Source organism: Streptomyces sp. NPDC102462 (assembly GCF_044765425.1).
Taxonomy (GTDB): Bacteria; Actinomycetota; Actinomycetes; order Streptomycetales; family Streptomycetaceae; genus Streptomyces.
This window is the reverse complement of the sequence record NZ_JBIWKB010000013.1, coordinates 144,953-171,192: the sequence shown is the minus strand read 5'-3', so window position 1 is coordinate 171,192 and position 26,240 is coordinate 144,953. Positions and strand designations below refer to the sequence as shown.

Annotated in this window: 24 protein-coding genes; 15 read left to right on the top strand and 9 right to left on the bottom strand. The window is 73.8% G+C overall.

All coding sequences use genetic code 11. The features are described 5' to 3' along the window. A partial coding sequence (locus ACIRFL_RS14565) for an IS630 family transposase (protein WP_404027985.1) occupies positions 1-870 on the bottom strand: 870 nt, incomplete at its 3' end. 214 nt (positions 871-1,084) lie between these two features. On the opposite strand from ACIRFL_RS14565, the gene ACIRFL_RS14560 reads away from it, so the two are divergent. Both ACIRFL_RS14560 and ACIRFL_RS14555 read left to right on the top strand, forming a co-directional pair. After that, positions 1,085-2,464, top strand: coding sequence for an NAD(P)/FAD-dependent oxidoreductase (locus ACIRFL_RS14560; protein ID WP_404027982.1), 1,380 nt, complete (start codon positions 1,085-1,087; stop codon positions 2,462-2,464). Then, positions 2,461-4,314, top strand: coding sequence for a transketolase (locus tag ACIRFL_RS14555; RefSeq protein ID WP_404027979.1), 1,854 nt, complete (start codon positions 2,461-2,463; stop codon positions 4,312-4,314). The genes ACIRFL_RS14560 and ACIRFL_RS14555 overlap by 4 nt, the downstream gene beginning before the upstream one ends. A 114-nt stretch (positions 4,315-4,428) precedes the next feature. Here ACIRFL_RS14555 and ACIRFL_RS14550 read toward each other — a convergent pair whose 3' ends face one another. The 3 genes from ACIRFL_RS14550 to ACIRFL_RS14540 all read right to left on the bottom strand — a co-directional run bounded on the left by ACIRFL_RS14550 (position 4,429) and on the right by ACIRFL_RS14540 (position 7,090). Beyond that, a complete protein-coding gene (locus ACIRFL_RS14550; RefSeq protein ID WP_388714519.1) occupies positions 4,429-4,599 on the bottom strand; it encodes a hydrophobic protein in 171 nt (56 codons plus the stop codon). A 42-nt stretch (positions 4,600-4,641) separates the two neighbouring features. Further along, entirely contained in the window at positions 4,642-5,463 is an 822-nt protein-coding gene (locus ACIRFL_RS14545) for a class I SAM-dependent methyltransferase (protein ID WP_404027977.1), read from the bottom strand. Positions 5,464-5,563: 100 nt separating this feature from the next. Further along, positions 5,564-7,090 carry a bifunctional phosphatase PAP2/diacylglycerol kinase family protein gene (locus ACIRFL_RS14540; RefSeq protein ID WP_404027975.1) on the bottom strand — a complete coding sequence of 509 codons (1,527 nt, stop codon included), beginning with the start codon at positions 7,088-7,090 and terminating at the stop codon, positions 5,564-5,566. 87 nt (positions 7,091-7,177) lie between these two features. Between ACIRFL_RS14540 and ACIRFL_RS14535 the strand changes: the two genes are divergently transcribed. The 3 genes from ACIRFL_RS14535 (at position 7,178) to ACIRFL_RS14525 (ending at position 9,992) form a co-directional block, all read left to right on the top strand. Continuing rightward, positions 7,178-7,897: a histidine phosphatase family protein gene (locus tag ACIRFL_RS14535; protein WP_404027972.1), complete on the top strand. Its 720-nt coding sequence runs from the start codon at positions 7,178-7,180 to the stop codon at positions 7,895-7,897. Positions 7,898-7,939: 42 nt separating this feature from the next. Continuing rightward, positions 7,940-9,559 carry an ABC-F family ATP-binding cassette domain-containing protein gene (locus ACIRFL_RS14530; protein WP_404027969.1) on the top strand — a complete coding sequence of 540 codons (1,620 nt, stop codon included), beginning with the start codon at positions 7,940-7,942 and terminating at the stop codon, positions 9,557-9,559. Between the two features lie 124 nt (positions 9,560-9,683). Then, complete coding sequence (locus tag ACIRFL_RS14525) at positions 9,684-9,992, top strand: DUF6158 family protein (protein ID WP_404027966.1); 309 nt, start codon at positions 9,684-9,686, stop codon at positions 9,990-9,992. A gap of 48 nt (positions 9,993-10,040) precedes the next feature. Here ACIRFL_RS14525 and ACIRFL_RS14520 read toward each other — a convergent pair whose 3' ends face one another. Continuing rightward, on the bottom strand, positions 10,041-10,424 hold the full coding sequence (locus ACIRFL_RS14520; RefSeq protein ID WP_404027964.1) for a DUF2795 domain-containing protein: 384 nt from the start codon (positions 10,422-10,424) through the stop codon (positions 10,041-10,043). A gap of 255 nt (positions 10,425-10,679) precedes the next feature. Between ACIRFL_RS14520 and ACIRFL_RS14515 the strand changes: the two genes are divergently transcribed. The 3 genes from ACIRFL_RS14515 to ACIRFL_RS14505 all read left to right on the top strand — a co-directional run bounded on the left by ACIRFL_RS14515 (position 10,680) and on the right by ACIRFL_RS14505 (position 14,101). Then, the gene (locus ACIRFL_RS14515; protein WP_404027961.1) at positions 10,680-11,642 is read left to right on the top strand and encodes a hypothetical protein; all 963 of its coding nucleotides are present in this window, start codon (positions 10,680-10,682) and stop codon (positions 11,640-11,642) included. A 150-nt stretch (positions 11,643-11,792) separates the two neighbouring features. Continuing rightward, on the top strand, positions 11,793-13,040 hold the full coding sequence (locus ACIRFL_RS14510; RefSeq protein ID WP_404027959.1) for an aminotransferase class I/II-fold pyridoxal phosphate-dependent enzyme: 1,248 nt from the start codon (positions 11,793-11,795) through the stop codon (positions 13,038-13,040). Then, positions 13,037-14,101, top strand: a complete 1,065-nt coding sequence (locus ACIRFL_RS14505) for an MBL fold metallo-hydrolase (RefSeq protein ID WP_404027957.1) — start codon at positions 13,037-13,039, stop codon at positions 14,099-14,101. The genes ACIRFL_RS14510 and ACIRFL_RS14505 overlap by 4 nt, the downstream gene beginning before the upstream one ends. A 95-nt stretch (positions 14,102-14,196) precedes the next feature. Here ACIRFL_RS14505 and ACIRFL_RS14500 read toward each other — a convergent pair whose 3' ends face one another. Both ACIRFL_RS14500 and ACIRFL_RS14495 read right to left on the bottom strand, forming a co-directional pair. Then, positions 14,197-14,847, bottom strand: coding sequence for a DedA family protein (locus ACIRFL_RS14500; RefSeq protein ID WP_404027955.1), 651 nt, complete (start codon positions 14,845-14,847; stop codon positions 14,197-14,199). Beyond that, positions 14,844-15,617 carry an MBL fold metallo-hydrolase gene (locus tag ACIRFL_RS14495; protein ID WP_404027953.1) on the bottom strand — a complete coding sequence of 258 codons (774 nt, stop codon included), beginning with the start codon at positions 15,615-15,617 and terminating at the stop codon, positions 14,844-14,846. The genes ACIRFL_RS14500 and ACIRFL_RS14495 overlap by 4 nt, the downstream gene beginning before the upstream one ends. Before the next feature lie 84 nt (positions 15,618-15,701). Here ACIRFL_RS14495 and ACIRFL_RS14490 point away from each other — a divergent pair, with 84 nt between their 5' ends. From ACIRFL_RS14490 to dnaK, 4 genes are all read left to right on the top strand, one after another. Beyond that, complete coding sequence (locus ACIRFL_RS14490) at positions 15,702-16,103, top strand: hypothetical protein (protein WP_404027950.1); 402 nt, start codon at positions 15,702-15,704, stop codon at positions 16,101-16,103. Positions 16,104-16,212: 109 nt separating this feature from the next. After that, complete coding sequence (locus tag ACIRFL_RS14485) at positions 16,213-18,294, top strand: phage holin family protein (RefSeq protein ID WP_404027947.1); 2,082 nt, start codon at positions 16,213-16,215, stop codon at positions 18,292-18,294. 184 nt (positions 18,295-18,478) lie between these two features. Further along, complete coding sequence (locus ACIRFL_RS14480; RefSeq protein ID WP_404027944.1) at positions 18,479-18,904, top strand: OsmC family peroxiredoxin; 426 nt, start codon at positions 18,479-18,481, stop codon at positions 18,902-18,904. Positions 18,905-19,037: 133 nt separating this feature from the next. Beyond that, complete coding sequence (gene dnaK, locus ACIRFL_RS14475) at positions 19,038-20,903, top strand: molecular chaperone DnaK (protein ID WP_404027942.1); 1,866 nt, start codon at positions 19,038-19,040, stop codon at positions 20,901-20,903. A gap of 181 nt (positions 20,904-21,084) precedes the next feature. On the opposite strand, the gene ACIRFL_RS14470 is transcribed toward dnaK, so the two are convergent. Together ACIRFL_RS14470 and ACIRFL_RS14465 are read right to left on the bottom strand one after the other, a co-directional pair. Next, complete coding sequence (locus tag ACIRFL_RS14470) at positions 21,085-21,945, bottom strand: helix-turn-helix domain-containing protein (protein ID WP_404027939.1); 861 nt, start codon at positions 21,943-21,945, stop codon at positions 21,085-21,087. Between the two features lie 96 nt (positions 21,946-22,041). Beyond that, positions 22,042-22,872, bottom strand: a complete 831-nt coding sequence (locus ACIRFL_RS14465) for a helix-turn-helix domain-containing protein (protein ID WP_404027936.1) — start codon at positions 22,870-22,872, stop codon at positions 22,042-22,044. A gap of 148 nt (positions 22,873-23,020) precedes the next feature. Here ACIRFL_RS14465 and ACIRFL_RS14460 point away from each other — a divergent pair, with 148 nt between their 5' ends. From ACIRFL_RS14460 to ACIRFL_RS14450, 3 genes are all read left to right on the top strand, one after another. Beyond that, positions 23,021-23,326 (top strand): 4a-hydroxytetrahydrobiopterin dehydratase, encoded by a 306-nt coding sequence (locus ACIRFL_RS14460; RefSeq protein ID WP_404027933.1) that lies wholly within the window; start codon positions 23,021-23,023, stop codon positions 23,324-23,326. A gap of 5 nt (positions 23,327-23,331) precedes the next feature. After that, on the top strand, positions 23,332-24,081 hold the full coding sequence (locus ACIRFL_RS14455; protein WP_404027930.1) for a class I SAM-dependent methyltransferase: 750 nt from the start codon (positions 23,332-23,334) through the stop codon (positions 24,079-24,081). Between the two features lie 257 nt (positions 24,082-24,338). Continuing rightward, positions 24,339-26,216, top strand: a complete 1,878-nt coding sequence (locus tag ACIRFL_RS14450; RefSeq protein ID WP_404027928.1) for a rhamnogalacturonan lyase — start codon at positions 24,339-24,341, stop codon at positions 26,214-26,216. The last annotated feature ends 24 nt before the right edge of the window (positions 26,217-26,240 follow it).

Genomic DNA, 26,240 nt, shown 5'->3' with positions numbered 1-26,240 from the left:
CGCGAGCCATGCCTTCACGTCCGGGGTGGTGTGCGTGGAAAGGTTGTCCAGGACGACATGGATCTCCTTGCCCGTATGGGGCTTGACGGCCTTCTTCAGGAACGCCAGGAAGTTGGCGCCGTTCCGGTTCGGCTTGCACTCGCCCAGTACTTCACCGGTCGTGACGTTCAGCGCGGCGAACAGGTTCGTGGTGCCGTGCCGCACATAGTCGTGGGTGCGCTTCTCGGTGGCCGCGAAGGACACCGGCAGCACCGGCTGGGTCCGGTCCAGGGCCTGCACCTGCGTCTTCTCGTCGATCGACAGCACCACCGCGCCGCCGGGCGGGGCCAGGTACAAACCGACGACATCGGCGACCTTCTCCGCGAACGCCGGGTCTTTCGAGATCTTGAACGTGCCCGAGCGGTGCGGATTCAGATTCTCCTCACGCCAGACGCGGGCGACGTAATGCCACGACACCGAGATACCCTCCCGCCGCTTCAGATGGTCGGCCAGCGTCCGTGTCGACCAGTGCGACAGACCGGAATCCACCGGCGGGGACATCCTCGTCAAAGCGATCACCCGAGCCCGCACCTGCGGCGGCACCTGGGTACGCGGCCCGCCGCGGCGCTTCTCCTCCAGACCGGCCAGGCCCCGCTCGGCATAACGGGCCTTGCAACGGTCCACCGTCAGCGGCGCCACCCCGGCGAGCTCGGCGATGTCCTTGCGCCGCCGCCCCTCACCGGACCACAACACGACCCGAGCACGAAGCGCCACATCGGCCGGAACATCCCGCGACCCGGCCAACTCCCGCAGTTCTGCCATCTGTTCAGAGGAGAGATCCATACCTGACTCAACGATCACAGAAGCCTCAGGTTCCATGAACAGGATCACGAGACACTAGGTGCTCCGCTGAAAGAGCCGCGATGGGCCGTCGGTCGGCTGCGGCGGCGTCGTGGCCGGTCGCGCCCACGCGGCGGAGCCGCACAGGGGTACAGCCCCGCGCCCCTTCGGGGCGCTGCCGAACAGGCGTCCGGCGCGCGGGTTTGAGTGCGGCGCGCAGGGGGACGCGGAGGGCTCGGAGCAGTCGTACCGCCGGAGGCCCACCGTGAGGCGACCCCGCATCGTGATCGTCGGAGCCGGCTTCGCCGGGTACCGTGCGGGCCGTGCCCTGTCCCGGCGCGCCCGGGGGCGCGCCGACGTCACCGTGCTGAACGCGACCGATTACTTCCTGTACCTGCCGCTGCTGCCCCAGGTCTCCGCGGGCATGCTGGAGCCGCGCCGCGTCGCCGTCTCGCTGTCCGGCACCCTGCGCGACGTGCGCCTGGTGCTCGGCGTCGCGGACCGCGTCGACCTCGACGGGCGGGCCGTGCACTACACCGACCCCGAGGGGCGCACGGGCACCCTCGACTACGACCGGCTCGTGCTCGCCGTCGGCAGCGTCAACAAACTGCTGCCGGTGCCCGGTGTGGCCGAGCACGCGCACGGCTTCCGCGGCCTGCCCGAGGCCCTTTACCTGCGCGATCACGTGACCCGGCAGCTGGAGCTGGCCGTCGCCGACGAACCGCGGGCCGCCGCGGCGCGCTGCACCTTCGTCGTGGTCGGCGCCGGTTACACCGGCACCGAGGTGGCCGCGCACATGCAGCGGGCCACCGCGGGCCAGACGCGCGGCAGGGGGCTGCCGGACGGGGTGCGACCCCGCTGGCTGCTGCTGGACATCGCCCCACGGGTCCTGCCCGAGCTGGACGAACGCCTCTCGCGCACCGCGGACCGCGTACTGCGGCAGCGGGGCGTCGAGGTCCGCATGGGCACCTCGGTGCAGGAGGCCACCCACGACGGGGTACGGCTCAGCGACGGCGAGTTCGTCGCGACCCGCACGCTGGTGTGGTGCGTCGGTGTCCGGCCCGATCCGCTCGTCGAGGACGTCGGCCGGCCGCTGGAGCGCGGCCGGCTGATCGTCGACCCCTATCTGCAGGTGCCCGGCCACCCCGAGGTCTTCGCGTGCGGGGACGCGGCGGCGGTGCCGGACCTGGAGCACCCCGGCAACCTCACGCCGATGACGGCCCAGCACGCCTGGCGGCAGGGCGCGGTCGCGGCGGACAACGTGGCCGCCTCGCTCGGCGCTGGACAGCGCCGCCCCTACCGCCATCGCGACCTGGGCTTCGTCGTCGATCTCGGCGGCGCCCGGGCCGCCGCCGACCCGCTCGGCATACCGCTGTCCGGCCTGCTGGCCGGGGCGGTCACCCGCGGCTACCACCTGGCGGCGATGCCCGGCAACCGGGTCCGGGTCGCCGCCGACTGGCTGCTGGACACTGTACTGCCGCCCCAGGCCGTCCAGTTGGGGCTGGTGCGCTCCTGGTCGGTGCCGCTGGACACCGCCTCACCCGAACTGGCCCGGGTGCCGGGCGGACCCGGAGCGCACACCGGGAGCCACCCCGCGCCCGGCCCGGTGCGGCGCACCGACACCCCCGCGGAAGGAGACTCATGAAAACCGCCGAACTCAACGAGCTCGCCCAGCAGTTGCGCGTGGACAGCGTGCGCGCGTCCGCGGCGGCCGGATCCGGGCACCCCACCTCATCGATGTCCGCAGCGGAGCTGATGGCGGTGCTGCTCGACCGCCATCTGCACTACGACTTCGAGCGCCCCGACCATCCGGCCAACGACCGCTTCGTCCTCTCCAAGGGCCATGCCTCGCCGCTGCTGTACGCCGCCTACAAGGCGGCCGGTGCCGTGGACGACGCCGAACTGCTGACCTTCCGCGCGCTCGGCAGCAGGCTGGAGGGCCATCCGACGCCGCGGCGGCTGCCCTGGGTGGAGACGGCCACCGGCTCGCTCGGCCAGGGGCTGCCGGTCGGCGTCGGCATCGCGCTGGCCGGCAAGCGGCTGGACCGCACCGGCTACCGGGTGTGGGTGCTGTGCGGGGACAGCGAACTGGCCGAGGGATCCGTCTGGGAGGCCGCCGAACACGCGGCGTACGAACACCTCGACAACCTCACGGCGATCGTGGACGTCAACCGGCTCGGCCAGCGCGGCCCGACCCGGCACGGCCACGACCTCGACGCGTACGCCCGCCGGTTCCACGCCTTCGGCTGGCACACGGTGGAGATCGACGGCCACGACGTCGACGCCGTCGACCGCGCCTACGCCGAGGCCGAGTCCACCAGCGGGCAGCCCACGGTGATCCTCGCCCGCACCCTCAAGGGCAAGGGCGTGGCCGCCGTCCAGGACCGTGAGGGCCTGCACGGCAAGCCGCTGCCCGATGCGGAGGAGGCCATCGCCGAGCTGGGCGGCGCACGCGATCTGCGGGTGCGGGTGCGCGAGCCGCACGCAGCGCGGACCCTGCGCTCGGCCCCGACGGAGCCCGTGGACCTGCCCCGCTACGAGCTGGGCGACAAGGTGGCCACCAGGGACGCGTTCGGCAAGGCGCTCGCCGCGCTCGGCACCGCCCGAGGAGACGTCGTCGCCCTGGACGGGGAGGTCGGCGACTCCACCCGTACCGAGTTCTTCGCCAAGGAGCACCCCGACCGGTTCTTCGAGTGCTACATCGCCGAACAGCAGTTGGTCGCCGCGGCGGTGGGCATGGCGGCGCGCGGCTGGGTGCCGTACGCCTCGACGTTCGCCGCCTTCTTCACGCGCGCTTTCGATTTCGTGCGCATGGCGTCGATCAGCGGCTCCGGCATCAACCTGGTCGGCTCGCACGCGGGCGTCGCGATCGGCCAGGACGGGCCCTCCCAGATGGGCCTGGAGGACCTGGCGATGTTCCGGAGCGTGTACGGCTCGACGGTGCTGTACCCGTGCGACGCCAACCAGACCGCGAAGCTCGTCGCCGCCATGGCCGGCCTGGACGGCGTCCGTTATCTGCGCACCTCGCGCGGCGGCGGCCCGGTCGTCTACGGCCCGGACGAGGAGTTCTGGGTCGGCGGCAGCAAGGTGCTGCGCTCCTCGGCCGAGGACCGGCTGACCGTGGTGGCCGCCGGGGTCACCGTGCCCGAGGCCCTGACCGCCGCTGATCTGCTCGCTGGCGAGGGCATCGCGGTCCGGGTCGTCGACCTGTACTCGGTCAAGCCCGTCGACCGGCACACCCTGCGCCGGGCCGCCGAGGAGACCGGCTGTCTGCTCACCGTGGAGGACCACCACGAGGAGGGCGGCATCGGCGACGCCGTGCTCGACGCGTTCGCCGACGGCAGGCCGGTGCCCCGGCTGGTGCGGCTGGCGGTGCGGACGATGCCGGGGTCGGCCGCGCCCGACGAGCAGTTGCACGCCGCGGGCATCGACGCCCGGGCGATCGCGGCGGCGGGCCGGCGGCTCGCGCAGGCGCCGGAGACGGCCGCCGGGTGACGCCCGCCGGGCGGACGCCGCGAACGGGCGGCACGAGCCGGGGGCCGGGGCATGAGCCCCGGCCCCCGGCGTTCTCGCGCGGCGTTCTCGTCGGCGGTTGGCAACCGCGGGAAATCACCATCGATACCAGCGGCCCCGGCCTCCCGCGGTGGTGGTGCCGCGGACCAGGAACCCCAACAGCCAGACGACCAGCACCGCCAGGGCGATCCACCAGAGCAGTTTCACCGCGAATCCGGCGCCGAACAGGATCAGGGCCAGAAGCAGTACGAGCAGGATGGGAACCATAATTCGAACCTCCTGCATTCCGAGTGTCCCGAAATCCGCCGATCAGGCTTCCTTGCGGCAGAGGATTTCCGCGTGCAGCGCCGTGAACCAGCCGTCCTCGCGCTCGCCCCACTCCCGCCACGCCGCGGCCACGGCGCGCAGTTGGGCCTCGGTCGCGTGCCCGCCACGGACGGCCCGTTCCGCGTACGCCGAGGCGACGGTCCGATCCGCCCACAGCCCGCTCCACCACGCCCGCTCCTGCGGCGTGCTGAACGTCCATGTGGCGGAGGTGGCCGTGATGTCCCGCAGCCCCGCGGCCAGCGCCCAGGACTTCAGGCGCCGCCCGGCGTCCGGCTCCCCGCCGTTGGCGCGGGCCACCCGGCGGTACAGGTCCAGCCAGTCGTCCAGGCCCGGCAGCGCGGGATACCAGGTCATCGCCGCGTAGTCCGAGTCGCGGACGGCGATGAACCCGCCGGGCGCGGTGACCCGGTGCATCTCGCGCAGCGCCCGCACCGGGTCACCGACGTGCTGTAGCACCTGGTGGGCGTGGACCACGCAGAACGTGTCGTCCGGATACTCCAGCGCGTGGACGTCGGCCACCGCGAAGTCGATGTTGGCAAGGCCGCGTTCGGCGGCCGTGGCCCGGGCCAGGTCCAGCACCTCCGGCGCCCGGTCGACGCCGGTGACATGCCCGTCGGGGACCAGTGCCGCCAGGTCGGCGGTGATCGTCCCCGGGCCGCAGCCGATGTCCAGGATCTTCATATGGGGCTTGATCGAACCGAGCAGATAGGCCGCGGAGTTGGCCGCGGTCCGCCAGGTGTGCGAACGCAGCACCGACTCGTGGTGCCCATGGGTGTAGACGGCGGTCTCCCGCGGCTTCGGCATGGCTCTGCCCCTTCGCGTCGTCGCTGGGTACCGCGCACCAAAGCCCGGTCCGCGGTACGCATCACCGTACGCGCGCCAACCGAATGATGAGACCCGCGTTTCACCATATGGATGACGTGGGCGGGTGGGACGAGCGGCGCCGGCGCGCCGGGCGGTAGACGGCCAGCGCCCGCGGCACCTTCTCCACCGTCAGCCCGCCCCGCGCCTCGGTCACCTCGCCGTCGTAGGCGAGCAGCGTGCCCGGCATGACCCCGCCCACCCGCAGCCGGCCGGCCTTCACCGCCGCGTGGGCCGAGGAGCGGGTCAGCGGACCGGCGAGGGCGGCGGCGAGCAGCCGCAGGGCGGGCAGCCGGCCGCCCGGCACCACACGGACGTCGAGCAGCCCGTCCGCCAGGTCGAGCCGGCGGCCGGACGCCAGCCCCCTGCGGTGGTACAGGCAGTTTCCCGCGAACAACAGCCACAGCGGGCGCCTGTGCCCGCCGACCTCGGCCGTCACCGGATGCCGGTCCGCGCGCAGCACCCGCACGGCCGCGAGCAGCCCGGCCGGCCAGCCGCCGATCCGGTGCGACCAGCGGCCCCGCTCCCGCACCAGCTCCGGATAGACGCCGAGGCTCAGCGTGTTGAGGAAGATGCCGGCCCGCTCGCCCGCGGTGAACCGGCCCACGTCCACCCGCACCGCCTCGCCCCGCCGGACCGCCCCGGCGAGGTCCCGCACGTCCTCCACGCCCAGGTCGTAGGCGAAGTGGTTGAGCGTCCCGCCCGGCAGCACCGCCAGCGGCAGACCGTGCCGCAGGGCCGCGGTGGCGGCCGCGTTCACGGTGCCGTCGCCGCCGCACACCCCGAGCACCCGTGCGCGCGCCGCCGCCTTCGCCAACTCCTCCTCGACGTCCGCCGGTTCGCACGCCACGACGTCCGCCTGCGGCAGCGCGTCGCGCAGCGCGCGCACCCGGTCGGCGGTGCCCGCCCCGGCGTTCGCGACCAGCACCAGGCCGTCACCCTCCGGGAGCGCAGGAACCTCGGCACGCGGCCGGGCGGGCGGGGTGAGCTGGGCCCGGGTGGGCACCAGCCCCCGTACGGCGAACGCGGCCCCGGCGCCGAGCACGGCACCCGCGAGGACGTCGCTCGGGAAGTGGACGCCGGTGTAGACCCGGGACACGGCGACCGAGAACGCCAGCGGGGCGACGGCGGCGCCCCAGGCCGGGGACTCCAGGGCGACACCGGCCGCGAAGGCGGCGGCCGACGCCGCGTGGCCGGACGGGAACGACGTGGTGATCGGCTGCCGGTTCAGCCGCCGCACCAGCGGGACCGGATCCAGGAGCGGACGGGGGCGGCGCACCGAGCGCTTGCCGATCGTGTTGATGGCCAGCGAGGCCAGCCCCAGCGAGGCGATGCCACGGACGGCGGCCCGCCGGGCGCGCGGGGTACGGCTCGCCGCCACGGCCGCGGCTGTCGCGCACCACAGCACCCCGTGGTTCGCGCTTCGGCTCAGCCGCGGCAGTATCCGCTCGGCACCCGGCCAGTGCAACTGGGCGGCGGACTCGAACAGCCGGCGGTCGAGGTCGAGCAACCACGCCCGCGCGGCGGTCCTGCCCGGTCCGGAAGTGGTGAGGTCGACATCTGGGCTCATGCGGGTGCGGGTACCCTGAAGCGGTCGTTTTCCGACCGCCGGCGGCCGATCGGGGGATCGGCCGAGAGGAAGCGAGAGGAACACCGCATGCGTCTGCTCCTGGTCCGTCACGGCCAGACCCCCTCGAACGTCGGGGGGCTGCTCGACACCGCCGTGCCGGGTCCGGGGCTCACCCCGCTCGGGCAGCGACAGGCCGCCGCCCTGCCCGAAGCGCTCGCCGACGAGGACATCGAGGCCGTCTACGCCTCCACCCTGGTGCGCACCCAGCTGACGGCCGCCCCGCTGGCCGCCGCCCGCGGCCTCGACGTCCGGGTCCGTGACGGCATCCGCGAGCTGGCCGCCGGTGACCTGGAGATGCTGCCCGGCGACAGCGACCGGGGCCAGGAGTACATGACCACGGTGTTCGCCTGGGCGGGCGGCGACACCGAGCTGCGCATGCCCGGCGCGGAGACCGGCGCCGAGGCGCTGGCCCGGTTCGACGCGGTGGTCGCGGAGGCCGCCGCCGACGATGCCGCGACGGTCGCCATGGTCAGCCACGGCGCAGCGATCCGCATGTGGACCGCGGCCCGCGCGCACAACGTGGATGTGCCCTTCGTCGCCGCCCACCCGCTGGAGAACACCGGTGTGGTGGCCCTGGAGGGCTCCCCGGCCGACGGCTGGAAGGCGCTGTCCTGGGAGGGCGCGCTGGTGCTGCCCGCCGGAGCGAGCGGGCCGACCGGCCGGCCGCGGCCGGTGTCGCCCGGTGCCGCCGAGCCGGCCGGTGCCGCCGAGCCCGCCGGCCCGGACGACAGGGACCCCGCCCGATAAGGGTTTGCCGCAGGTCCGGGGCGCCCCGCAGAATTCCTCCCCATGGGACACCTGGAAGCCGCGCACCTCGAGTACCACCTCCCCGACGGGAGGACGCTGCTCGGCGACGTGTCCTTCCGGGTCGGCGAGGGCGCCGCCGTCGCCCTGGTCGGCCCCAACGGCGCGGGCAAGACCACCCTGCTCCGGCTGATCTCCGGCGAGCTGAAACCGCACGCGGGCACCGTCACGGTGACCGGCGGCCTCGGCGTGATGCGCCAGTTCGTCGGGTCCGTACGGGACGAGACGACCGTACGCGACCTGCTGGTGTCCGTCGCCCCGCCGCGCATCCGCGAGGCGGCGCGCGCCGTCGACGAGGCCGAGCACGCGCTCATGACCGTCGACGACGAGGCCGCCCAGCTCCAGTACGCGCAGGCACTCGCCGACTGGGCCGAGGCGCGCGGCTACGAGGCAGAGACGCTGTGGGACATGTGCACCACGGCCGCCCTCGGCATGCCCTACGAACGCGCCCAGTGGCGGCAGGTGCGCACCCTCTCCGGGGGCGAGCAGAAACGGCTCGTGCTGGAGGCGCTGCTGCGCGGCACCGACGAGGTGCTGCTGCTCGACGAGCCCGACAACTACCTCGACGTGCCCGGCAAGCGCTGGCTGGAGGAGAGACTGCGGGAGACCCGCAAGACGGTCCTGTTCGTCTCCCACGACCGCGAACTCCTCGCCCGCGCGGCCGAGAAGATCGTCTCCGTCGAACCCGGCCCGGCGGGCGCCGACGCCTGGGTGCACGGCGGCGGCTTCGCCACCTACCACGAGGCACGGCGCGAACGCTTCGCCCGCTTCGAGGAATTGCGCAGACGCTGGGACGAGAAACACGCACAGCTGAAGAAACTCGTGCTGAACCTGCGGCAGGCGGCCAGCGTCAGCCATGAGTTGGCCTCCCGCTATCAGGCGGCCCAGACCCGGCTGCGCAAGTTCGAGGAGGCCGGTCCGCCGCCCGAGCCGCCGCGCGAGCAGGACATCCGGATGCGGTTGAAGGGCGGGCGGACCGGCGTGCGGGCCGTGACCTGCGCGGGGCTTGAGCTGACCGGCCTGATGCACCCCTTCGACCTGGAGGTCTTCTACGGCGAACGGGTCGCCGTGCTCGGCTCCAACGGTTCCGGCAAGTCGCACTTCCTGCGCCTGCTCGCCGGCGACGAGGTGGCGCACACCGGGGCGTGGAAGCTGGGCGCACGGGTGGTGCCCGGGCACTTCGCCCAGACCCACGCGCACCCCGAGCTGACCGGCCGCACCCTGCTGGACATCCTGTGGAAGGAACACTCCCAGGACCGGGGCGCCGCCATGTCACGGCTGCGCCGCTACGAGCTGACGCACCAGGCCGAGCAGTCCTTCGACCGGCTCTCCGGCGGCCAGCAGGCCCGGTTCCAGATCCTGCTGCTGGAACTGGCCGGTGCCACCGCGCTGCTGCTGGACGAGCCCACCGACAACCTCGACCTGGAGTCGGCCGAGGCCCTTCAGGAGGGCCTGGAGTCCTTCGAGGGCACCGTCCTGGTGGTCACCCACGACCGCTGGTTCGCCCGCTCCTTCGACCGCTACCTGGTGTTCGGCAGCGACGGCCGGGTACGCGAGACACAGGAGCCGGTCTGGGACGAGCGACGGGTGGAGCGGGCGCGGTGAGGCTCGGGCGGTTCGACAGCGCCCCGAAGGGGCGCGGGGAACTGCGCGACCAGCCACGACGGTGTCGCAGACGACCTACGGCATCTCGCTGCGTTTCCAGCGGAGCGTGTAGCGGCCCGGCCGGATGTTCGTACAGTGGATTCAGGAACGTGAGACACGACGAGTGGGGCACACCATGACCGGAGTCGACGCGGACCGTCTGGACGACCAGCAGCTCATGAAGGAACTGGAGACGATCCACCGCACGCGTCACGACACGCTGCTGTACGGATCGAACGACGCGCTGCGCGCCCACAACGAGCGCATGGCGCAACTCGAGGGCGAGTATCTGCGCCGCAACCCGCGCCGGCTCATCGCCGCGGGCCGCACCCGTGAGGGCGCGCGCGAGCGGGGCTGCGGGGGCACGGTGACCCCCGGCACCCCCGCCACCTGAGCGGCGCGGCGCCACCGGCGCGCACCGCTCGCGGCGCGTGACGACGCGTCAGCGCCGTTCGCCGGTCAGTGCCTCGGCCAGCTCCTGGACGTTGGCGTACCGTGCCGAACGCGGCAGCCGCCGTACCGCCTCGATCAGGTCGTCGGGCGCACGCCCGTGGCGCAGGGCGTTCGACAGCTCGCGCGGGCCGGCCGGGAACATGCCGCGCCCGAGGAGCCGGGCCAGTTCCAGCCGCACCGACTCCAGCGACGTCCCGCGGCCGCTTCCCGGCACCACGGGGCCGCGCCAGATCTGCGGGTCGTCCTCGGCGGTGGGCTCCGGGTCGTACCACTCCTCGCTGCGGGTGGGGTGCCCGGACCTGAGCAGGCCCTTCAGCTCGTGCTTCATCTCGTCGTCCCGGTGGACGTTGAGACGGTCACTGCCTCGCTGCATGTCTCCCTCCAGATCTTTCAAGGGGTGCGCACCGCGTACCCGGCCAGGGACGGCCGACACACGGTTTCGGGGGCGAACCGGGCGCCGACCGGCGGGGTCACCCGCCCGGCGGTCCGCGTCCCGCTAATGGGGTCCGGCCGCGCGCGGGGCGCCGCCCGGCGGGCTGTGATGGCTGTGGGGGCACGCCCGCCGTGCTCCGCCCGCCGGGAGCCGGCCGCCGTGCTCCCGCAGTCGTCGCTTCCAAGGAGCCCGCTCATGCGCCGCACCGCCCGCGTCCTCGCCGTGGCCGCCCTGACCGGCTTCGCCGCGGGCGCCCCCGCGGCCGCGTCCGCGGCTCCCGCCGCCGGGGTCGCTCCGTGGCCCGCTGGGCCCGGCGGCACGACCGCCGTGTCGGCGCCGTGCCCCGAGTCCACCGGCGGGACCGCCCCGGACCTCCTCGACAGGCCAGGCACCCGGGACAGCGCGCCCATCACGACGGGATTGCGCGCCGCGGCCGGCCCGGACGAGCCGGGGGCGCCCCGCGCGGACTGCCCGGACGGGAGCGGCATGCGGGAACGGGTGCCCGGCCCGCCACGGGAGGGCGCGGCCCGCCCCGAGCGGACCGGCGAGGCCACCGGCAGGGACGGGACCGGCACGGACGGGACCGGTAGCGGTGTCACCGGCAGTGACGAGGCAGGCGTCCCCGACACCGGGCTCCCCGACGCGGGGATTCCCGACGCCGGGATCCCGGATGCAGGGATTCCGGATGCCGGGATTCCGGATGCCGGAATCCCCGGCACGGACCGGCCCGACGCACGCCGCACGGACACGCCCCACACGGACCCGCAGCGTACGGACCCGCCCTACCGGGACACGCCCGGCACGGACGGTCACGGCACGGACACGCACGGGGGCGACACCCACGCCGCCGACCCTCCCGACGCCGGCGCACACGACGGCACGACGCACGACGGCACGACGCACGACGGCACGACGCACGACGGCGGCACGCACGTGTGCGGGGCCGCCGAGCCGTGCGGTGACGGGCGTACCTGCACCGAACCGCGGGGAGGCTCCCCCTGCGAAGCGGCCGACGCCCAGCACGGCGTGGACGCCGGGGAAGGGGGTGCCTTCACCGATTCCGTGCCCGCCCTGGTCGCCGGCACCGTGCTGATCGCGGGCGCGTTCGGCGCCGCCGCGCACCGGCTGTGGCGCCGCGGCACCGACCCGGACGGCTGACGTGCCGCGCGCACCCGCAGAATCGACGCGGACATGACGAGGAGGACGGGGAAGACGGGGTAGACGGAGGCGAGCGGCGGGGCACGCCCGACAGGAACACGGAGCGGACCGCGGACACCACACGGCACCACGGACTGCGGGGAGGCGGAGATGCGGCGGACGGACCCCGAGGGCCACGGCCCCGTCCGGTACGGGCCGGCCCTGCCGGGCGACGGGCTGCCCGTCCTGCCCGCGCTCGCCGACGTGCTCGCCGAACACGCCCACCACGCCGGTGGAGAGCCGGTCGGCGGTGCGCCCGCGCTCCTCGACGCGGCCGACGGCTACTGGGCGCGGCGCGGTCTGCCGGCCGGCCGCGACCGCGTCGCCGCCGCGCCCGGGGCGCCGTCCCTGCTGCTCGCCCTGACCGCCGCGCTCGGCGGTGACGTGCTGGTGCCGCGGCCCTGCGCCGCCTGGTGGGCGCCGTACGCGCGCCTGCTGGGCCGGCCCGCGTTCCATGTGGCGACGCCGGCCGAGTGCGGCGGCGTCCCGGACTCGGCCGCCCTGCTGGAGACGGTCCGCCGGGTTCGTGCGGAGGGCGGCGACCCCCGGCTGCTCGTGCTCTCCGTCGCCGACGACCCGACCGCCACCGTCGCCCCGCCCGAACTGGTGCACGAGGCGGTCGAGGCGGCACAGGGCGAGGGGCTGCACCTGATCAGCGACGAGACCTGGCGCGACACGCTGCACGGCCCGCGCGAGACCGTGCTGCTCAGCCCGGCCGAGATGGTGCCGGACCGGGTCACCGTCGTCACCGACCTGGCGGGCGCCCTGCTGCCGCCGGGCTGGCCCGTCGCCGTCGCCCGCTTCCCGGACGGCCCGGCGGGGCAGGCGCTGCACGCGCGCGTACTCGACGTGCTCACCGCGCTCGGTGCCACCGTCGCCGGCCCGGTCGCGGCCGCCGCCGCGTACGCGCTCGACGAGCCGGAGCCGGTCGCCGTACGCCGCGGCGCCGCCGTACGTCTGCACGCGCGCGTGGCCGCCGCCGCGCACGCCGCCGTGGTCGCGGCGGGTGCCGTGGCCCGCCCGCCGCAGGCCGGCCGCCATCTGTACGTCGACCTCGGACCGCTGCGCCGCGCGCTGGGCGCGCACGGTGTTGGCGACGCACAGGACCTGGAGGACTTCCTCACCGCCCGGCTCGGCATGCCCGCGCCCGGCGGCCACCGGTTCGGCGACGACCTCCAGGCGCTGCGGGTGCGGCTGTCCACCGGGCCGCTGCTGGACGGCACGGACGAGGAGCGCGCGGAATGCCTCACCTCACCCGCGCCGTGGGAACTGCCACACGTGCAACGCGCGTTGATCTCCTTGAAGTCGGTCTTCGACGATCTTTGCGACGACGCTCAGCGATGGGAGCCTCCTCGATGACGCAGCAGACGCCGCAGTCCGGGTCAGCCCTCACGACCACGACGATCAGGAAGGCCGGCGCCACCGCGCCGGCCGCTTTCGCGCCTCCGTTCCCGCCGCTCGCCGAACCCCGCCCGCTGGGCGAACACCGGATCTGGCCCCGCACCTTCCACGACCGGCTCACCACGCCCCTGCCCGGCCTCAAGGCCCTCGCCCGCTTCGCCCGCGAGGGCTCCGTACGGCCCGCGCCCGACGGCCTGAAGGACATCCCGCGGCTGCCCTACGAACCGGGCCCGCTGCCCCGCGTCGACGCCCGTACGGTCGCCGTCAGCTGGGTGGGGCACGCCAGTTGGGTGGTCCGGATCGGCGGCCTGACCGTCCTCACCGATCCCGTGTGGTCCCGTCGCATCCTCGGCACCCCGGCCCGCATCACCCCGGTCGGCGTCGACTGGCACGCACTGCCGCGGGTCGACGCCGTGGTGATCAGCCACAACCACTACGACCACCTGGACGCCCCGACGCTGCGCCGACTCCCGCGCGCGACCCCCGTGTTCGTGCCGGCGGGGCTCGGCCGCTGGTTCCGGCGCCGCCGGTTCACCACCGTGACCGAGCTGGACTGGTGGGAGGCGGCGGAACTGTCCGGTGTCCGCTTCGACTTCGTGCCCGCCCACCACTGGTCCAAGCGCCGACTCACCGACACCTGCCGCAGCCTGTGGGGCGGCTGGGTGCTCACCGACCCCGAAGGACAGCGGGTCTACTTCGCGGGCGACACCGGCTACGGCCACTGGTTCTCCCGGATCGGCCGCCGTTACCCGGGCATCGACCTGGCCCTGCTCCCCATCGGCGCCTACGACCCGCGCTGGTGGCTCAGCGATGTGCACTGCGACCCGGAGGAGGCGGTGCGCGCGGCCCAGGACCTGGGCGCCCGCCGCATGGCCCCCATGCACTGGGGCACGTTCGTGCTCTCCGCCGAGCCCGTCCTCGAACCGCTCACCCGGGTACGCGCGATGTGGCGACAGGCGGGCCTGGCCCGCGACGACCTGTGGGACCTCCCGGTAGGCGGCTCCCGGGTGCTCACCTGACCGGCTGCCGGGCCGCGGCGGGTCCTGGGGCGGGCTTTCGAGGTCTGGTCACAGGGGTGTGGAGGGTGACGGCGGCGCACCGGGCCCCGGGCGGGTCATACGGGGCCGCGGGTGTCCGCCCGGGTGCCGGCCGTTCCGCGTACCCGGCGCCACACGCCCGGCGCCGCGCTGAGCGCCACGGTCAGCACGACCGCCGCGACCACGCCCTCCCAGGGCTCGCTGAACAGCGAGCCGCCCAGGATGCCGATCAGCTGGTACGTCACCGCCCAGGCGAGACAGGCCGGCGCATTGCCGCGGGCGAAACGGCGCAGCGGCCACCGCGCCATCAGACAGGCCAGCATCACCGGTATGCGGCCCGCCGGCACCAGCCGGGACAGCACGAGCACCGCCACCCCGTGGTCGGCCAGCTTCTCCTGCGCCTGGGCCAGCCGGTCCTCGGGGGCCCGCGACCGGATCGCCTCCAGCCAGCGCGAACCGTTCTTGGAACCCATCCCGCGCCGCCCCAGCCAGTACAGCGCCACGTCCCCGAGGTACGCGGCCAGCGACGCCGTCGCGAACACCAGCGCCAGTGCGAACGGCGCCGTCTGGTGGAAGGCCACCACGGCCGCCGAACTCACCAGCGCCCCGGTCGGCACCACCGGCACCAGGGCGCCGATCAGCACCAGCAGGAACAGCGTCGGGTAGCCGATCGCCTGCTGGGTGGACTCCGGCGGCACGTTCGTCGTCGCGGCGGCAAGCCAGCTCACCTCGCGACCTCCAGCCGTACGCTCTCCCCGTGCCCCAGCTTGTGCACCGCCACCCCCGGCGCGGCCTCGGCCGCGAGGCGCACGAACTCGTCGCCCGGCGCATGGAACTCATGGGGGCGCACGGCGTCCATGCCGATCGGCCAGTACGTCCCGTAGTGCACCGGTACCGCGCTGCGCGGGGCGAGACCGGCCAGCGCCCGCGCGGCCCGCGCGGCGTCCAGATGCCCCTCGCCGAGGTGCGGCCCCCAGCCGCCCACCGGCAGCAGGGCCATGTCCACGGGGCCGACCTCCTCGGCCATCGAGTCGAACAGCCCGGTGTCCCCGGCGAAGTAGGTGCGGGCCTCGCCCTCGACGACGTAGCCGAGCGCGGGGGAGCGGTGCGGGCCGACCGGCAGCCGCCGCCCGTCGTGCCGTGCGGACACCGCGCGTACGACGAGGCCGCCGGCCGCGATCTCGTCACCGGGCGCCACCTCGGTGACCCGTAGCCCGCCGAGCCTGCGCAGTCCGGGGACCGCGCGGGGCGCGCCGCGCGGCACGAGCAGCAGCGTGCCCGGGGCGAGCCGGGCCAGCGAGGCGAGGTGCAGATGGTCGGCGTGCAGATGCGAGACGAGTACCACGTCCGCGCGGTGGGCGCCCGGCGGCGGCAGTGCGCCCCGGCGGCGCCGCAGATGCGCGAGCCGTCGCGCGAAAAGGGGGTCGGTGAGCACACGCGTGTTCGAATCCTCGATCGTGCAGGTGGCGTGACCCCACCAGGTGACCTCCACCGGCACCTTCTTCGCCTCCTTCGTGCGACTCCCCGAAGCCTACGGGCAGGAGTAGGGTCGGCGGGGAAACCCGGAGGTGAGGGGGGCTCCATGGGATCGGTTCGGGTCACGGCGATCGCGAGTCTGACGCCGCTGGAGGAACTGGAGGAGGATCCCTTCCTCGTGGACTCCCGCAGCCAGCACGCGATGTGCGCACGCTGGGCCGCCGAGCACGGGTACGTCGTCGCCAGGGAACTGCTGGTGCGCGGGCTCAGACCGGACCACGAGGTGCTGTGGGACGGGGTGCGGCCCGGCGTGGACGTGTTCGTGGCGCCGAGCCGCCGGGTGCTGGAGAGCGCCCTGTCCTCGGTCGAGCAGTTCACCGCGGAGTGCGCGCGGCGCGGGGTGCGCGTCGAGACCGTGGGCCGGGCCGAACCCCGCTACGACGCGCAGATGAAGGCCCGGGTGCACCGCCGGCTGTCCATGCCCACCGCCGGGTATGACGGCGGGTGACCGCCGCGTCACGCCGGACCCGGCCGCACACCGTACCCATCTGCCGTATGACAAGGTGGGGCGGAAAGGCCCGCGCCGGCGACGGGCCGGGACGTGAGGTGAACGGGGAGTGCGTGGCGGGAAGTGGCGGCGGATAGCCAGTCAGGTCGGGCGGAGCGTCACGGTATGGGCGGTCTCCACGCTCACCATGCTGGTGCTCGCCGGGATCCTGCCCGACTTCCAGCTCCAGTCGGCCGACGGCGACAGCGCCACCCGCATCGCCATCACCGCAGCGCTCGGCGCGGGCGCCTTCGGCGTGCTGTCCGCGGTCGTCTGGCCCGTCCTCGTCCGGCTGCTGCTGCTCGTGCCCGCGCTCGTGCTCGGGCTGCTCGTCTTCTTCCTCAACGGTTCGCTGCTCCTGGTCGCGCTGCGCATCAACCCCACCGGCCGGGGCGCGGTGGCCCCCGAGACCGCCGTCATCGTGGCCGCCGTGATGTCCGCCGTCGCCTCCGCCACCGGAGCCGCGCTGGCCGTCCGGGACGACGACGCCTACCGGCGCCGCCTCTACCGGCTCGCCGACCGCCGCCGCCGTTCCCGGCCGCCGTGCGCGGCGAGTCCCGGCACCGTCTTCGTGCAGCTCGACGGCGTCGGCCACGACGTGCTCACCGAGGCCGTGGGCAGCGGGCTGATGCCGACCGTAGGCCGCTGGCTGGGCGCCGGCGACGGGCGGGTCCCCACCCACCGGCTCACCCCCTGGCACACCGACTGGTCCAGCCAGACCGGCGCCAGCCAGCTCGGCATCCTGCACGGCAGCACCTTCGACGTGCCCGCCTTCCGCTGGTACGAGAAGGACCAGCGCGAGGTGGTGGTCTGCAACCGGCCGACCAGCGCCGCCGAACTCCAGCGCCGCGCCGTCGAACGCACCGGCGACCGCGGACTGCTCGGCGCGGACGGCGCGAGCCGCGGCAACCTGTTCAGCGGCGGCGCCGACGAACAGGCCCTGGTGCTGTCCATCGCGGCCCGCCGCCGCGGCCGGGAGAACCGTTCCCGGGCCGGCTACTTCGCCTACTTCTCCGACCCGGCCAACGCCGTGCGCACCGCGCTGTCCTTCTGCGCGGAGGTCGGCCGCGAGATCGGCCAGTCCACCCGGGCCCGGATCCGCAAGCAGCGGCCACGCGTGGGGCGCGGCGGGCTCTATCCCCTCGTGCGCGCCTTCGCCACCGTGGTCGAGCGGGACGTCGTGGTCGCCGCGGTGGTGGGCGACATGCTCGTCGGCCGCACCGCCGTCTACGCCGACCTGGTCGCCTACGACGAGGTGGCCCACCACTCCGGGCCGCACAGCCAGGACGCCGCGAAGGTGCTGCACCGCCTGGACCGCTCGCTCGCGCTGATCGAGAAGGTCGCCGAGCACGCGCCGCGCCCCTACCGGATCGTCGTCCTGTCCGACCACGGTCAGAGCCCGGGCGAGACCTTCCGTGCCCGCTACGGCCTCACCCTCGGCGATCTGGTCCGGGCGGGGTGCGGGCTGCCCGTTTCGCGCCGCGCGGAACGCACCCGCAGCGGCGCGGAGGCGCGCGCGGCCGTGCGCGCGGCCCTGCGCCGTCCGGTCGAGGAGGGCGGCGAGCGGCACCGGCCCGCGCGGCGCCGCTTCGAACCGATCGTGCTCGCCTCCGGCAACCTCGGCCTGGTCTCCTTCCCGGACGTGCCGCACCGCATGACCAAGGAGGAGATCGACGCCCGCCACCCCGCCCTGCTCGGCACGCTCGCCAACCACCCGGGCATCGGCTTCCTGCTGGTGCGCAGCGCGGAGCACGGCGGGGTGGTCCTCGGCGCCTACGGTGCGCAGATCCCGCTCGACCGGCTCGACGAGGAGCCAGGACCGCTCGCCCGGTTCGGGCCCGGCGCCGCGGACGCGGTGCGCCGCACCCACTCCTTTCCGCACACCGCCGACATCATGGTCAACTCCGCGTACGATCCGGCGGACGGTGAAGTCCTCGCCTTCGAGGAGCAGATCGGCTCGCACGGCGGTCTCGGCGGCGCCCAGGCACGTCCGTTCCTGCTGTCGCCGCTCGCGCTGTCCGCACCGGCCGACGACGGCCGCCCCCTGATCGGCGCGGAACGCCTCCACCAGGTACTGCGCCGCTGGCTGCACGAGTCCGGCGGCCCCCAGATCCCCCTGCCCACGGCGGAGTCCGACCGAAAGGCCGCCTGACCGGCTTCGCGTGCTCCGCGAGCCGGACCGCCCCGACCGCAGGCGTCGGCCGGTGTTCATCTCGTGTGGCAGGGTCTTCGAGGTGCGTCGGGCGTGAATGTGATCGGATGGGTTCGGAACTCTCCCCCGGCCCGGGCCGGGAAGGGGGCGCCCCTCACCAGGACCACACGCGAAAGGAACAACCGTGGCTACCACGCGCACCGCACACACCGTCTGGGAAGGCAACCTGCTTGAGGGCAACGGCGTCGTCACCTTCGACTCCTCCGGCATCGGCGAGCAGCCGGTGTCATGGCCGTCGCGCGCCGAGCAGGCGAACGGCAGGACCAGCCCGGAGGAGCTGATCGCCGCCGCCCACTCCAGCTGCTTCTCCATGGCGCTGTCGCACGGCCTGGCCGGCGCCGGCACCCCGCCCACCAAGCTCGTCACCTCGGCCGATGTGACCTTCCAGCCGGGTGAGGGCATCACCGGCATCCACCTGACCGTCGAGGGCACGGTCCCCGGTCTCGACAACGACGCCTTCGCCGCCGCCGCCGAGGACGCCAAGAAGAACTGCCCCGTCAGCCAGGCGCTGACCGGCACGACCATCACGCTGTCGGCGAAGCTCGCCTGACGCCGGCGTGTCACGGTGCCGCGTCCCCACTCGGGGGCGCGGCACCGCCCGTTTCCGGGGTACCCGGCATTGACAACAGCCCACTCAAGTTTTGTGCTGGATTCGGGGCACGCCCGGGCGGAAGGGGACGGAGATGGCACGCGCGGTCGGAATCGATCTCGGTACGACGAACTCGGTGGTGGCCGTCCTGGAAGGCGGTGAGCCCACCGTCGTGGCCAACGCCGAGGGGGCGAGGACCACGCCGTCGGTCGTGGCGTTCGCCAAGAACGGCGAGGTGCTGGTCGGCGAGGTCGCCAAGCGGCAGGCCGTGACGAACGTGGAGCGCACCGCGCGCTCCGTGAAGCGGCACATGGGCGACGCGGGCTGGCGCTTCCCGGACAGCGGCTCCGTCGACGGCACCCGCTACCGGGCCCAGGAGCTGTCGGCGCGGGTGCTGCAGAAGCTCAAGCGGGACGCCGAGTCCTATCTCGGCGAGGACGTCACGGACGCGGTGATCACCGTGCCCGCGTACTTCGACGACGCACAGCGGCAGGCGACCAAGGAGGCCGGGGAGATCGCCGGCCTGAAGGTGCTGCGGATCATCAACGAGCCGACGGCCGCCGCCCTCGCCTACGGCCTCGACCGCGGCGAGGAGCAGACCGTCCTCGTGTTCGACCTCGGCGGCGGCACCTTCGACGTGTCCCTCCTGGAGATCGGCGACGGGGTCATCGAGGTGAAGGCCACCAACGGGGACACCCACCTCGGCGGCGACGACTGGGACCAGCGGATCGTCGAGTACCTGGTGAAGAAGTTCAAGGCGGAGAACGGCATCGATCTCGCGGCCGACAAGATGGCGCTGCAACGGCTGCGCGAGGGCGCCGAGAAGGCCAAGATCGAACTGTCGTCCTCCTCCGAGACCAGCATCAACCTGCCGTACATCACGGCGTCCGCCGCGGGCCCGCTGCACCTGGACGAGAAGCTGACCCGCGCCCAGTTCCAGGAACTCACCGCCGATCTGCTCGACCGCTGCAAGACCCCCTTCCACCAGGCGGTCACGGACGCCGGGGTGAAGCTCTCCGCCATCCAGCACGTCATCCTGGTCGGCGGCTCCACCCGGATGCCCGCCGTCACGGACCTGGTCAGGGAACTCACCGGCAAGGACCCGCACAAGGGCGTCAACCCCGACGAGGTGGTGGCGGTCGGCGCCGCCCTCCAGGCCGGGGTGATCCGCGGCGACGTCAAGGACGTGCTGCTGCTGGACGTGACCCCGCTGTCGCTCGGCATCGAGACCAAGGGCGGCATCATGACGAAGCTCATCGAACGCAACACGACCATTCCGACGCGCCGTTCGGAGATCTTCACCACGGCCGCCGACAACCAGCCCTCGGTGGGCATCCAGGTCTACCAGGGCGAGCGGGAGATCGCCGCGTACAACAAGAAGCTGGGCGTCTTCGACCTGACCGGGCTGCCGCCGGCGCCGCGCGGAGTGCCGCAGATCGAGGTGGCCTTCGACATCGACGCCAACGGCATCATGCATGTGTCGGCGAAGGACCTGGCCACCGGGCGCGAGCAGAAGATGACCGTGACCGGCGGCTCCGCCCTCCCCAAGGACGACATCGACCGCATGATGCGGGAGGCCGAGCAGTACGCGGAGGAGGACCGCAGGCGCCGCGAGGCCGCCGAGACCCGCAACCAGGCCGAACAACTCGTCTACCAGACGGAGAAGTTCATCCGGGACAACGGGGACCGGGTGCCCGCCGACACCAGGACCGAGGTGGAGACGGCCACCGCAGAGCTGAAGGCCCTGCTGGAACAGAACGCCGACACGGCCGCGTTGCGCGCCGCGGTGGACAAACTCGCGTCGGTCAGCCAGCGGATGGGCCAGGCGATGTACGCGCAGGCCGGGCAGCAGACCCACACGGAGGGCACGCAGGGCACGGGGCGCACCGGCCCGGAGGAGGACGTGGTCGACGCGGAGATCGTGGACGACGAACGCGACGCCAAGGGCGGCGCGGCCTGAGCGCTCCGCTGGTTGCGCCGCGATACGCCGTGGTCGTCTGCGGCGCCGTTGTGGCTGGTCGCTCCCCCAAGTTCTCGGCTTCGCTCGAACAGGGGGGACCCCCATCGCGGCGGAGCCGCATATCAATACAGCCCCGCGCCCCTTCGGGGCGCGCTGCCGGCGGCCGCACGGGCGGACCGGGTCACAGGTTCTCGCGGTACTCCCGCAGGATCTTCTCGGTGCGCTGGGCGGTCGCGGCGTGCGCCGTCATGTGGTCGAGGACTTCCAGGTGCAGGGAGACCTCCTTGCGGGAGTCCAGGTAGAGGGCCCCGGTCAGATACTCGGTGAACACCATGTCGGGCAGTTCGGGCTCGGCGAACCGGAACAGGGTGAAGGGCGCGTACGTCCCCGGGTGCGGTCCTGACGCGAACTCGGCGAGCTGGAGCGTGACCCGGTCCCGGGCGCAGTACTCCAGCAGCTTGTCCAGTTGCTCGCGCATCACCTCGGTGGGCGCCACCGGCCGCAGCAGCGCCGTCTCGTCCATGATCACCCACAGATGGGGAGGGTCGTCCCGTTCCAGCAGCCGCTGCCGGGTCATCCGCAGCGACACATGGCGCTCGATGGTGTCCGGCCCGGTCTGGCCGACCGTCCCGGCCTCCATCACGGCGCGCGCGTACCCCTCGGTCTGCAACAGGCCGGGCACGAAGTGCGGTTCGTAGGAGCGGATGATGCGGGCGGCGCCCTCCAGGCTGACGTACATGCTGAACCAGTCAGGCAGCACGTCGTGGAACCGCTGCCACCAGCCCGGCCGGTTGGCCTCCTCGGCCAGCCGGACGAACGCGGCGGCCTCCTGTTCGGGCACGCCGTATGTGGTGAGGAGCACCTGTACATAGGGGATCTTCAGGGCGACCTCGGCCGTCTCCATCCGCCGCACGGTCGCCGGCGCCACCCGCAGCACCCGGGCGGCCTGGTCCCGGCCGAGACCGGCCGCCTCCCGCAGTTCCTGGAGCCGCTTGCCGAGCACCACCTGGCCCACGGTGGGCGCGGGCCGCCGCTCGCTCACCCCACGTCCTCCCCTGTGTGCCGATATGTGCGAGCAGTGTGCCACGCGACGCCGCCGCGCACACCGGTCCGCCGTGACGGAAGTGTCACACTCTGGTCAACCCGCCTGGGAAAGCAGGTACTTGGCGGTCTCCGGATCGGCGGGCAGAAACATCTCCACGGCCAGTTCGGCGACGGTCACGTCCATCGGTGTGTTGAACGTGGCGATCGACGACACGAAGGACAGCACCCGGCCCTCGTGCTCGATCCGCATCGGCAGCGCGAAGTAGGCGACGGGCCCGGCCGTCTCCTCCTCGGCGGCCCGCGCCGGGACCGGGTAGGCCGCGACCTCCTCGTACAACTCGCGCAGCGCGTCCGAGCGGTGCAGGGCGATCTGCCGCTCCATCTGCGCGAGCAGATGCCCCCGCCACTCGCGTAGATTGCGGATCCGGGGCGCCAGGCCCTGCGGGTGCAGGGTCAGCCGCATCGCGTTCGGCGCCGGCGTCAGCAGGGACTCCGGGACGCCCGCCAGCAGCATCGCGACGCCCTGGTTGACGGCGACCACGGTGTACGTGGCGTCGACGACCAGCGCGGGGTACGGCTCGTAGCCGGCGATCAGCCGCTCCATGCCGTCGCGCAGCGCGTCGAGCGCCGGGTCGGCCAGCGGTGTCTTCGGATAGCGCGGCGCGTAACCGGCCGCCAGCAGCAGTGCGTTGCGCTCGCGCACGGGCACATCCAGGTGCTCGGCCAGCCGCAGCACCATCTCCTCGCTCGGCCGGGACCGGCCCGTCTCGACGAAGCTGAGGTGCCGCGCGGAGGAGCCGGCGCGCAGGGCCAGCTCCAGCTGACTGAGCCGCCGCCGCTCCCGCCAGGCACGCAACAGGGGTCCGACACCTCCCCGGTCGACGGGGACGACGGAGGCTGCGGTACTGGAGATGCTGACGGCCATGAACACGACCGTAACCGAGCCGACCACAAAGAGCGTGCGGCGGCCCGGGGCGCGGGTGTGCGCCGGTGGCGCTCGTGTGGCCGGCGGTGGCGTGGGAGGCTGAACGGGGGGCCGCAATGGGGAGGGCCGTCACGAAGGGAGCCGGGACATGGCCGTCGAAGCGCTGTCGCAGCAGGAGATCGAGGACCGGCTGGCCGACCTGCCGGGCTGGACGCTGGAGAAGGACCGCATCACCCGCTCCTACCGGCTCGGCTCGCACATCGCCGCCGCCGCGATGGTCGTGCACATCGCCCAGATCCAGGAGGAGCTGGACCACCACTCCGATCTGACCCTCGGCTACCACTCGGTGTCGCTGAGCGTGCACACACACAGCGCGGGCGGCGCAGTCACCGCGAAGGACTTCGCACTCGCCCGCCGAGTGGAGGACATCGCCCACGCCCACGGGGCACACTGAACCACGTGCTCGACTACGAGAAGGAGGCCGCCCGCTACGACGCGTCGCGCGGCGGCGAGCCGAGGGCGCGGGCGGCGGCCGACACGGTGCTCGGCATGGTGCCGGCGGACGCGGGCCGACTGCTCGACGTGGGCTGCGGCACCGGGACGGTCACCCGGCGGCTGGCGGCGGCCCGGCGGGAACTGCGGGTCATCGGCGCCGACCTGGCCCACGGCATGGCCCGGCTGGCCGCGGCCCGGCTGCCCGGCCGGATCGTGCTGGCCGACGCGCGCCGGCTGCCGTTCCCCGACGGCACCTTCGACGCGGTCACCAGCATCTGGCTGCTGCACCTGATGCCGGACGACGCCGGCGCGCGCCGCGTCGTCGCCGAGTGCGCCCGCGTGCTGCGGCCCGGCGGGGTCTATGTCACCACCGTCGACAAGGCCGCCGCGCATGATGTCGGCAGCGACATAGACGCCGTGCTCGCCGCGCGCCCGCGCCGTCCGGCCCGGGACGCCGCCGAGACGGTGGCCGCACATGCCGCCGCGCACGGCCTGCGGCCCGCGGGACAGGCCGCATTCCCCGGCCTCGGCCAGGGCCGCAGCCCCCGCGGCACCATCGCCGACCTGCGACGCGGCTGGTTCACCCTGCTCCCGCCCGGCGACCCGCGCACCGAACGGTTCGCCGCCGGCCTCGCCCGCCTGCCGGACCAGGACCGCCCACGCCCCGACCCCCGCTTCACGATCCGCGCCTTCTTGAGGCCACGGACGGGGTGAGCAGGGGCGCCACCCCCGTGCGTGGCGGTGCGGGGCACGGATCGGATTCCGGCCAGGGCGCTCCTCGCGTCCGCCGGCCGTGCGCCTCGCGAACCGCCGTGCCCGGACGCGGACTTCCAGGTCGGTGGGCCTGCGCGGGCGGGGCGACGGGCCGTGCCGGTGGCGGCCGGTTGGCCGAGAGGAGCGGCAACGTGCCTGCGGGCAGCGGCGACTGGGGGAGGAATCCGTCCGTCCGCCCGTTTGGGGAGGTACGCCACGTGAACCACCCGCACCCGCACCGCAGACGCCATGCCGCCGCCCTCGCCGCCGTGACCGCCACGACGGCACTGCTCGGCGCGGGGCTCACCGCACTGTCCGCCGGCACCGCAGCGGCGGCCACCGCCCGCCAGGTCGAGGCCCTGGATCGCGGTGTCGTCAGCGTCCACACCGACAGCGGCAACCTGGTCAGCTGGCGCTGGCTTGGTACCGACCCCGACAACGTCTCCTTCAACGTCTACCGCGCCGGTACGAAGGTCAACTCCACGCCAGTCACCGGCGCGACCGACTACTTCCACGCCGGTGCCCCCGCCCAGGCCGACTACACGGTCCGCGCGATCGTGGGCGGCGTGGAGCAGGCGGACTCCGTGCACGCGATCCAGTTCCGCGCCGGCTACAAGGACGTCCCCCTCACTGCGCCCGCGGGCGGCACCACCCCCGACGGGGTCGCCTACACCTACGAGGCCAACGACGCCTCCGTGGGCGACCTCGACGGCGACGGCGCCCTCGACCTCGTCCTCAAGTGGCAGCCGACGAACGCCAAGGACAACTCCCAGTCCGGCTACACCGGCAACACCATCGTCGACGGGATCAAGCTGGACGGCACCCGGCTGTGGCGCGTCGACCTGGGCCGCAACATCCGCTCCGGCGCGCACTACACACAGTTCCAGGTGTACGACTACGACGGCGACGGCAGGGCCGAGGTCGCCATGAAGACCGCCGACGGCAGCACCGACGGGACCGGCGCGGTCATCGGCAGCGCCGCGGCCGACCACCGCAACTCCAGCGGCTATGTGCTGTCCGGCCCCGAGTACCTGACCATGTTCAACGGGCAGACCGGCCGGGCGATGCAGTCCGTCGACTACGTTCCGGCGCGCGGCACGGTCTCCTCGTGGGGCGACTCCTACGGCAACCGCGTCGACCGCTTCCTGGCCGGGACCGCGTACCTGGACGGCTCACGGCCCTCGCTGATCATGGCGCGCGGCTACTACACCCGGACCGTGATCGCGGCCTGGGACTGGCGGGGCGGCGCCTTCACCCGCCGCTGGACCTTCGACACCAACTCCTCCACCAACACCGGCCGGGGCTACGACGGGCAGGGCAACCACCAGCTGTCCGTCGCGGACGTCGACGGCGACGGCAGGGACGAGATCGTGTACGGCGCGATGGCCGTCGACGACAACGGCAACGCGCTGTGGACGACGAAGAACGGCCACGGCGACGCCATGCACGTCGGCGACCTGGACCCGTCCCGGGCCGGCCTGGAGGAGTTCAAGGTGGACGAGGACGGCTCGAAGCCCGCGTCGTGGATGGCGGACGCGCGCACCGGCCAGACCCTCTGGTCCACCCCGGCGGGCGGGGACAACGGCCGGGGTGTCGCCGGGGACATCTGGGCGGGCAGCGCGGGCGCCGAGTCCTGGTCGGCGGCGGACAGCGGCATCCGCAACCCCAAGGGCACCGTGGTGGCGAGCCGCAAGCCGTCCAGCACCAACTTCCTGTCCTGGTGGGACGGCGACACGGTCCGGGAACTCCTCGACGGCACCCACATCGACAAGTACGGCACCTCGGCCGACACCCGCCTGCTGACCGGCTCCGCGGTCCACTCCAACAACGGCACCAAGGCGACCCCGGCGCTGTCCGGGGACATCCTCGGCGACTGGCGCGAGGAGGTGATCTGGCCGACCAGTGACAACACGGCGCTGCGGATCTACTCGACGCCGTACGAGACGAGCACCGGAATCACCACGCTGCTGCACGACACCCAGTACCGCACGGCACTGGCCTGGCAGAACACCGCGTACAACCAACCGCCGCACCCGAGCTTCTACATCGGCGACAACATGCCGACGGCCCCACGGCCGACGGTGTACACGCCGTAGCGGCGCAAGGAGGGCGCGTGCCGG

What these genes read in the sequence shown, in the direction of transcription:
- ACIRFL_RS14465 (WP_404027936.1), bottom strand. Translation starts at nt 22,872, where the DNA reads ATGGCCGTCAGCATCTCCAGTACCGCAGCCTCCGTCGTCCCCGTCGAC.
- ACIRFL_RS14530 (WP_404027969.1), top strand. Translation starts at nt 7,940, where the DNA reads ATGGGACACCTGGAAGCCGCGCACCTCGAGTACCACCTCCCCGACGGG.
- ACIRFL_RS14490 (WP_404027950.1), top strand. Translation starts at nt 15,702, where the DNA reads ATGGGATCGGTTCGGGTCACGGCGATCGCGAGTCTGACGCCGCTGGAG.
- ACIRFL_RS14555 (WP_404027979.1), top strand. Translation starts at nt 2,461, where the DNA reads ATGAAAACCGCCGAACTCAACGAGCTCGCCCAGCAGTTGCGCGTGGAC.
- ACIRFL_RS14460 (WP_404027933.1), top strand. Translation starts at nt 23,021, where the DNA reads ATGGCCGTCGAAGCGCTGTCGCAGCAGGAGATCGAGGACCGGCTGGCC.
- ACIRFL_RS14550 (WP_388714519.1), bottom strand. Translation starts at nt 4,599, where the DNA reads ATGGTTCCCATCCTGCTCGTACTGCTTCTGGCCCTGATCCTGTTCGGC.
- ACIRFL_RS14545 (WP_404027977.1), bottom strand. Translation starts at nt 5,463, where the DNA reads ATGCCGAAGCCGCGGGAGACCGCCGTCTACACCCATGGGCACCACGAG.
- ACIRFL_RS14505 (WP_404027957.1), top strand. Translation starts at nt 13,037, where the DNA reads ATGACGCAGCAGACGCCGCAGTCCGGGTCAGCCCTCACGACCACGACG.
- ACIRFL_RS14535 (WP_404027972.1), top strand. Translation starts at nt 7,178, where the DNA reads ATGCGTCTGCTCCTGGTCCGTCACGGCCAGACCCCCTCGAACGTCGGG.
- dnaK (WP_404027942.1), top strand. Translation starts at nt 19,038, where the DNA reads ATGGCACGCGCGGTCGGAATCGATCTCGGTACGACGAACTCGGTGGTG.
- ACIRFL_RS14510 (WP_404027959.1), top strand. Translation starts at nt 11,793, where the DNA reads ATGCGGCGGACGGACCCCGAGGGCCACGGCCCCGTCCGGTACGGGCCG.
- ACIRFL_RS14525 (WP_404027966.1), top strand. Translation starts at nt 9,684, where the DNA reads ATGTTCGTACAGTGGATTCAGGAACGTGAGACACGACGAGTGGGGCAC.
- ACIRFL_RS14515 (WP_404027961.1), top strand. Translation starts at nt 10,680, where the DNA reads ATGCGCCGCACCGCCCGCGTCCTCGCCGTGGCCGCCCTGACCGGCTTC.
- ACIRFL_RS14520 (WP_404027964.1), bottom strand. Translation starts at nt 10,424, where the DNA reads ATGCAGCGAGGCAGTGACCGTCTCAACGTCCACCGGGACGACGAGATG.
- ACIRFL_RS14540 (WP_404027975.1), bottom strand. Translation starts at nt 7,090, where the DNA reads ATGAGCCCAGATGTCGACCTCACCACTTCCGGACCGGGCAGGACCGCC.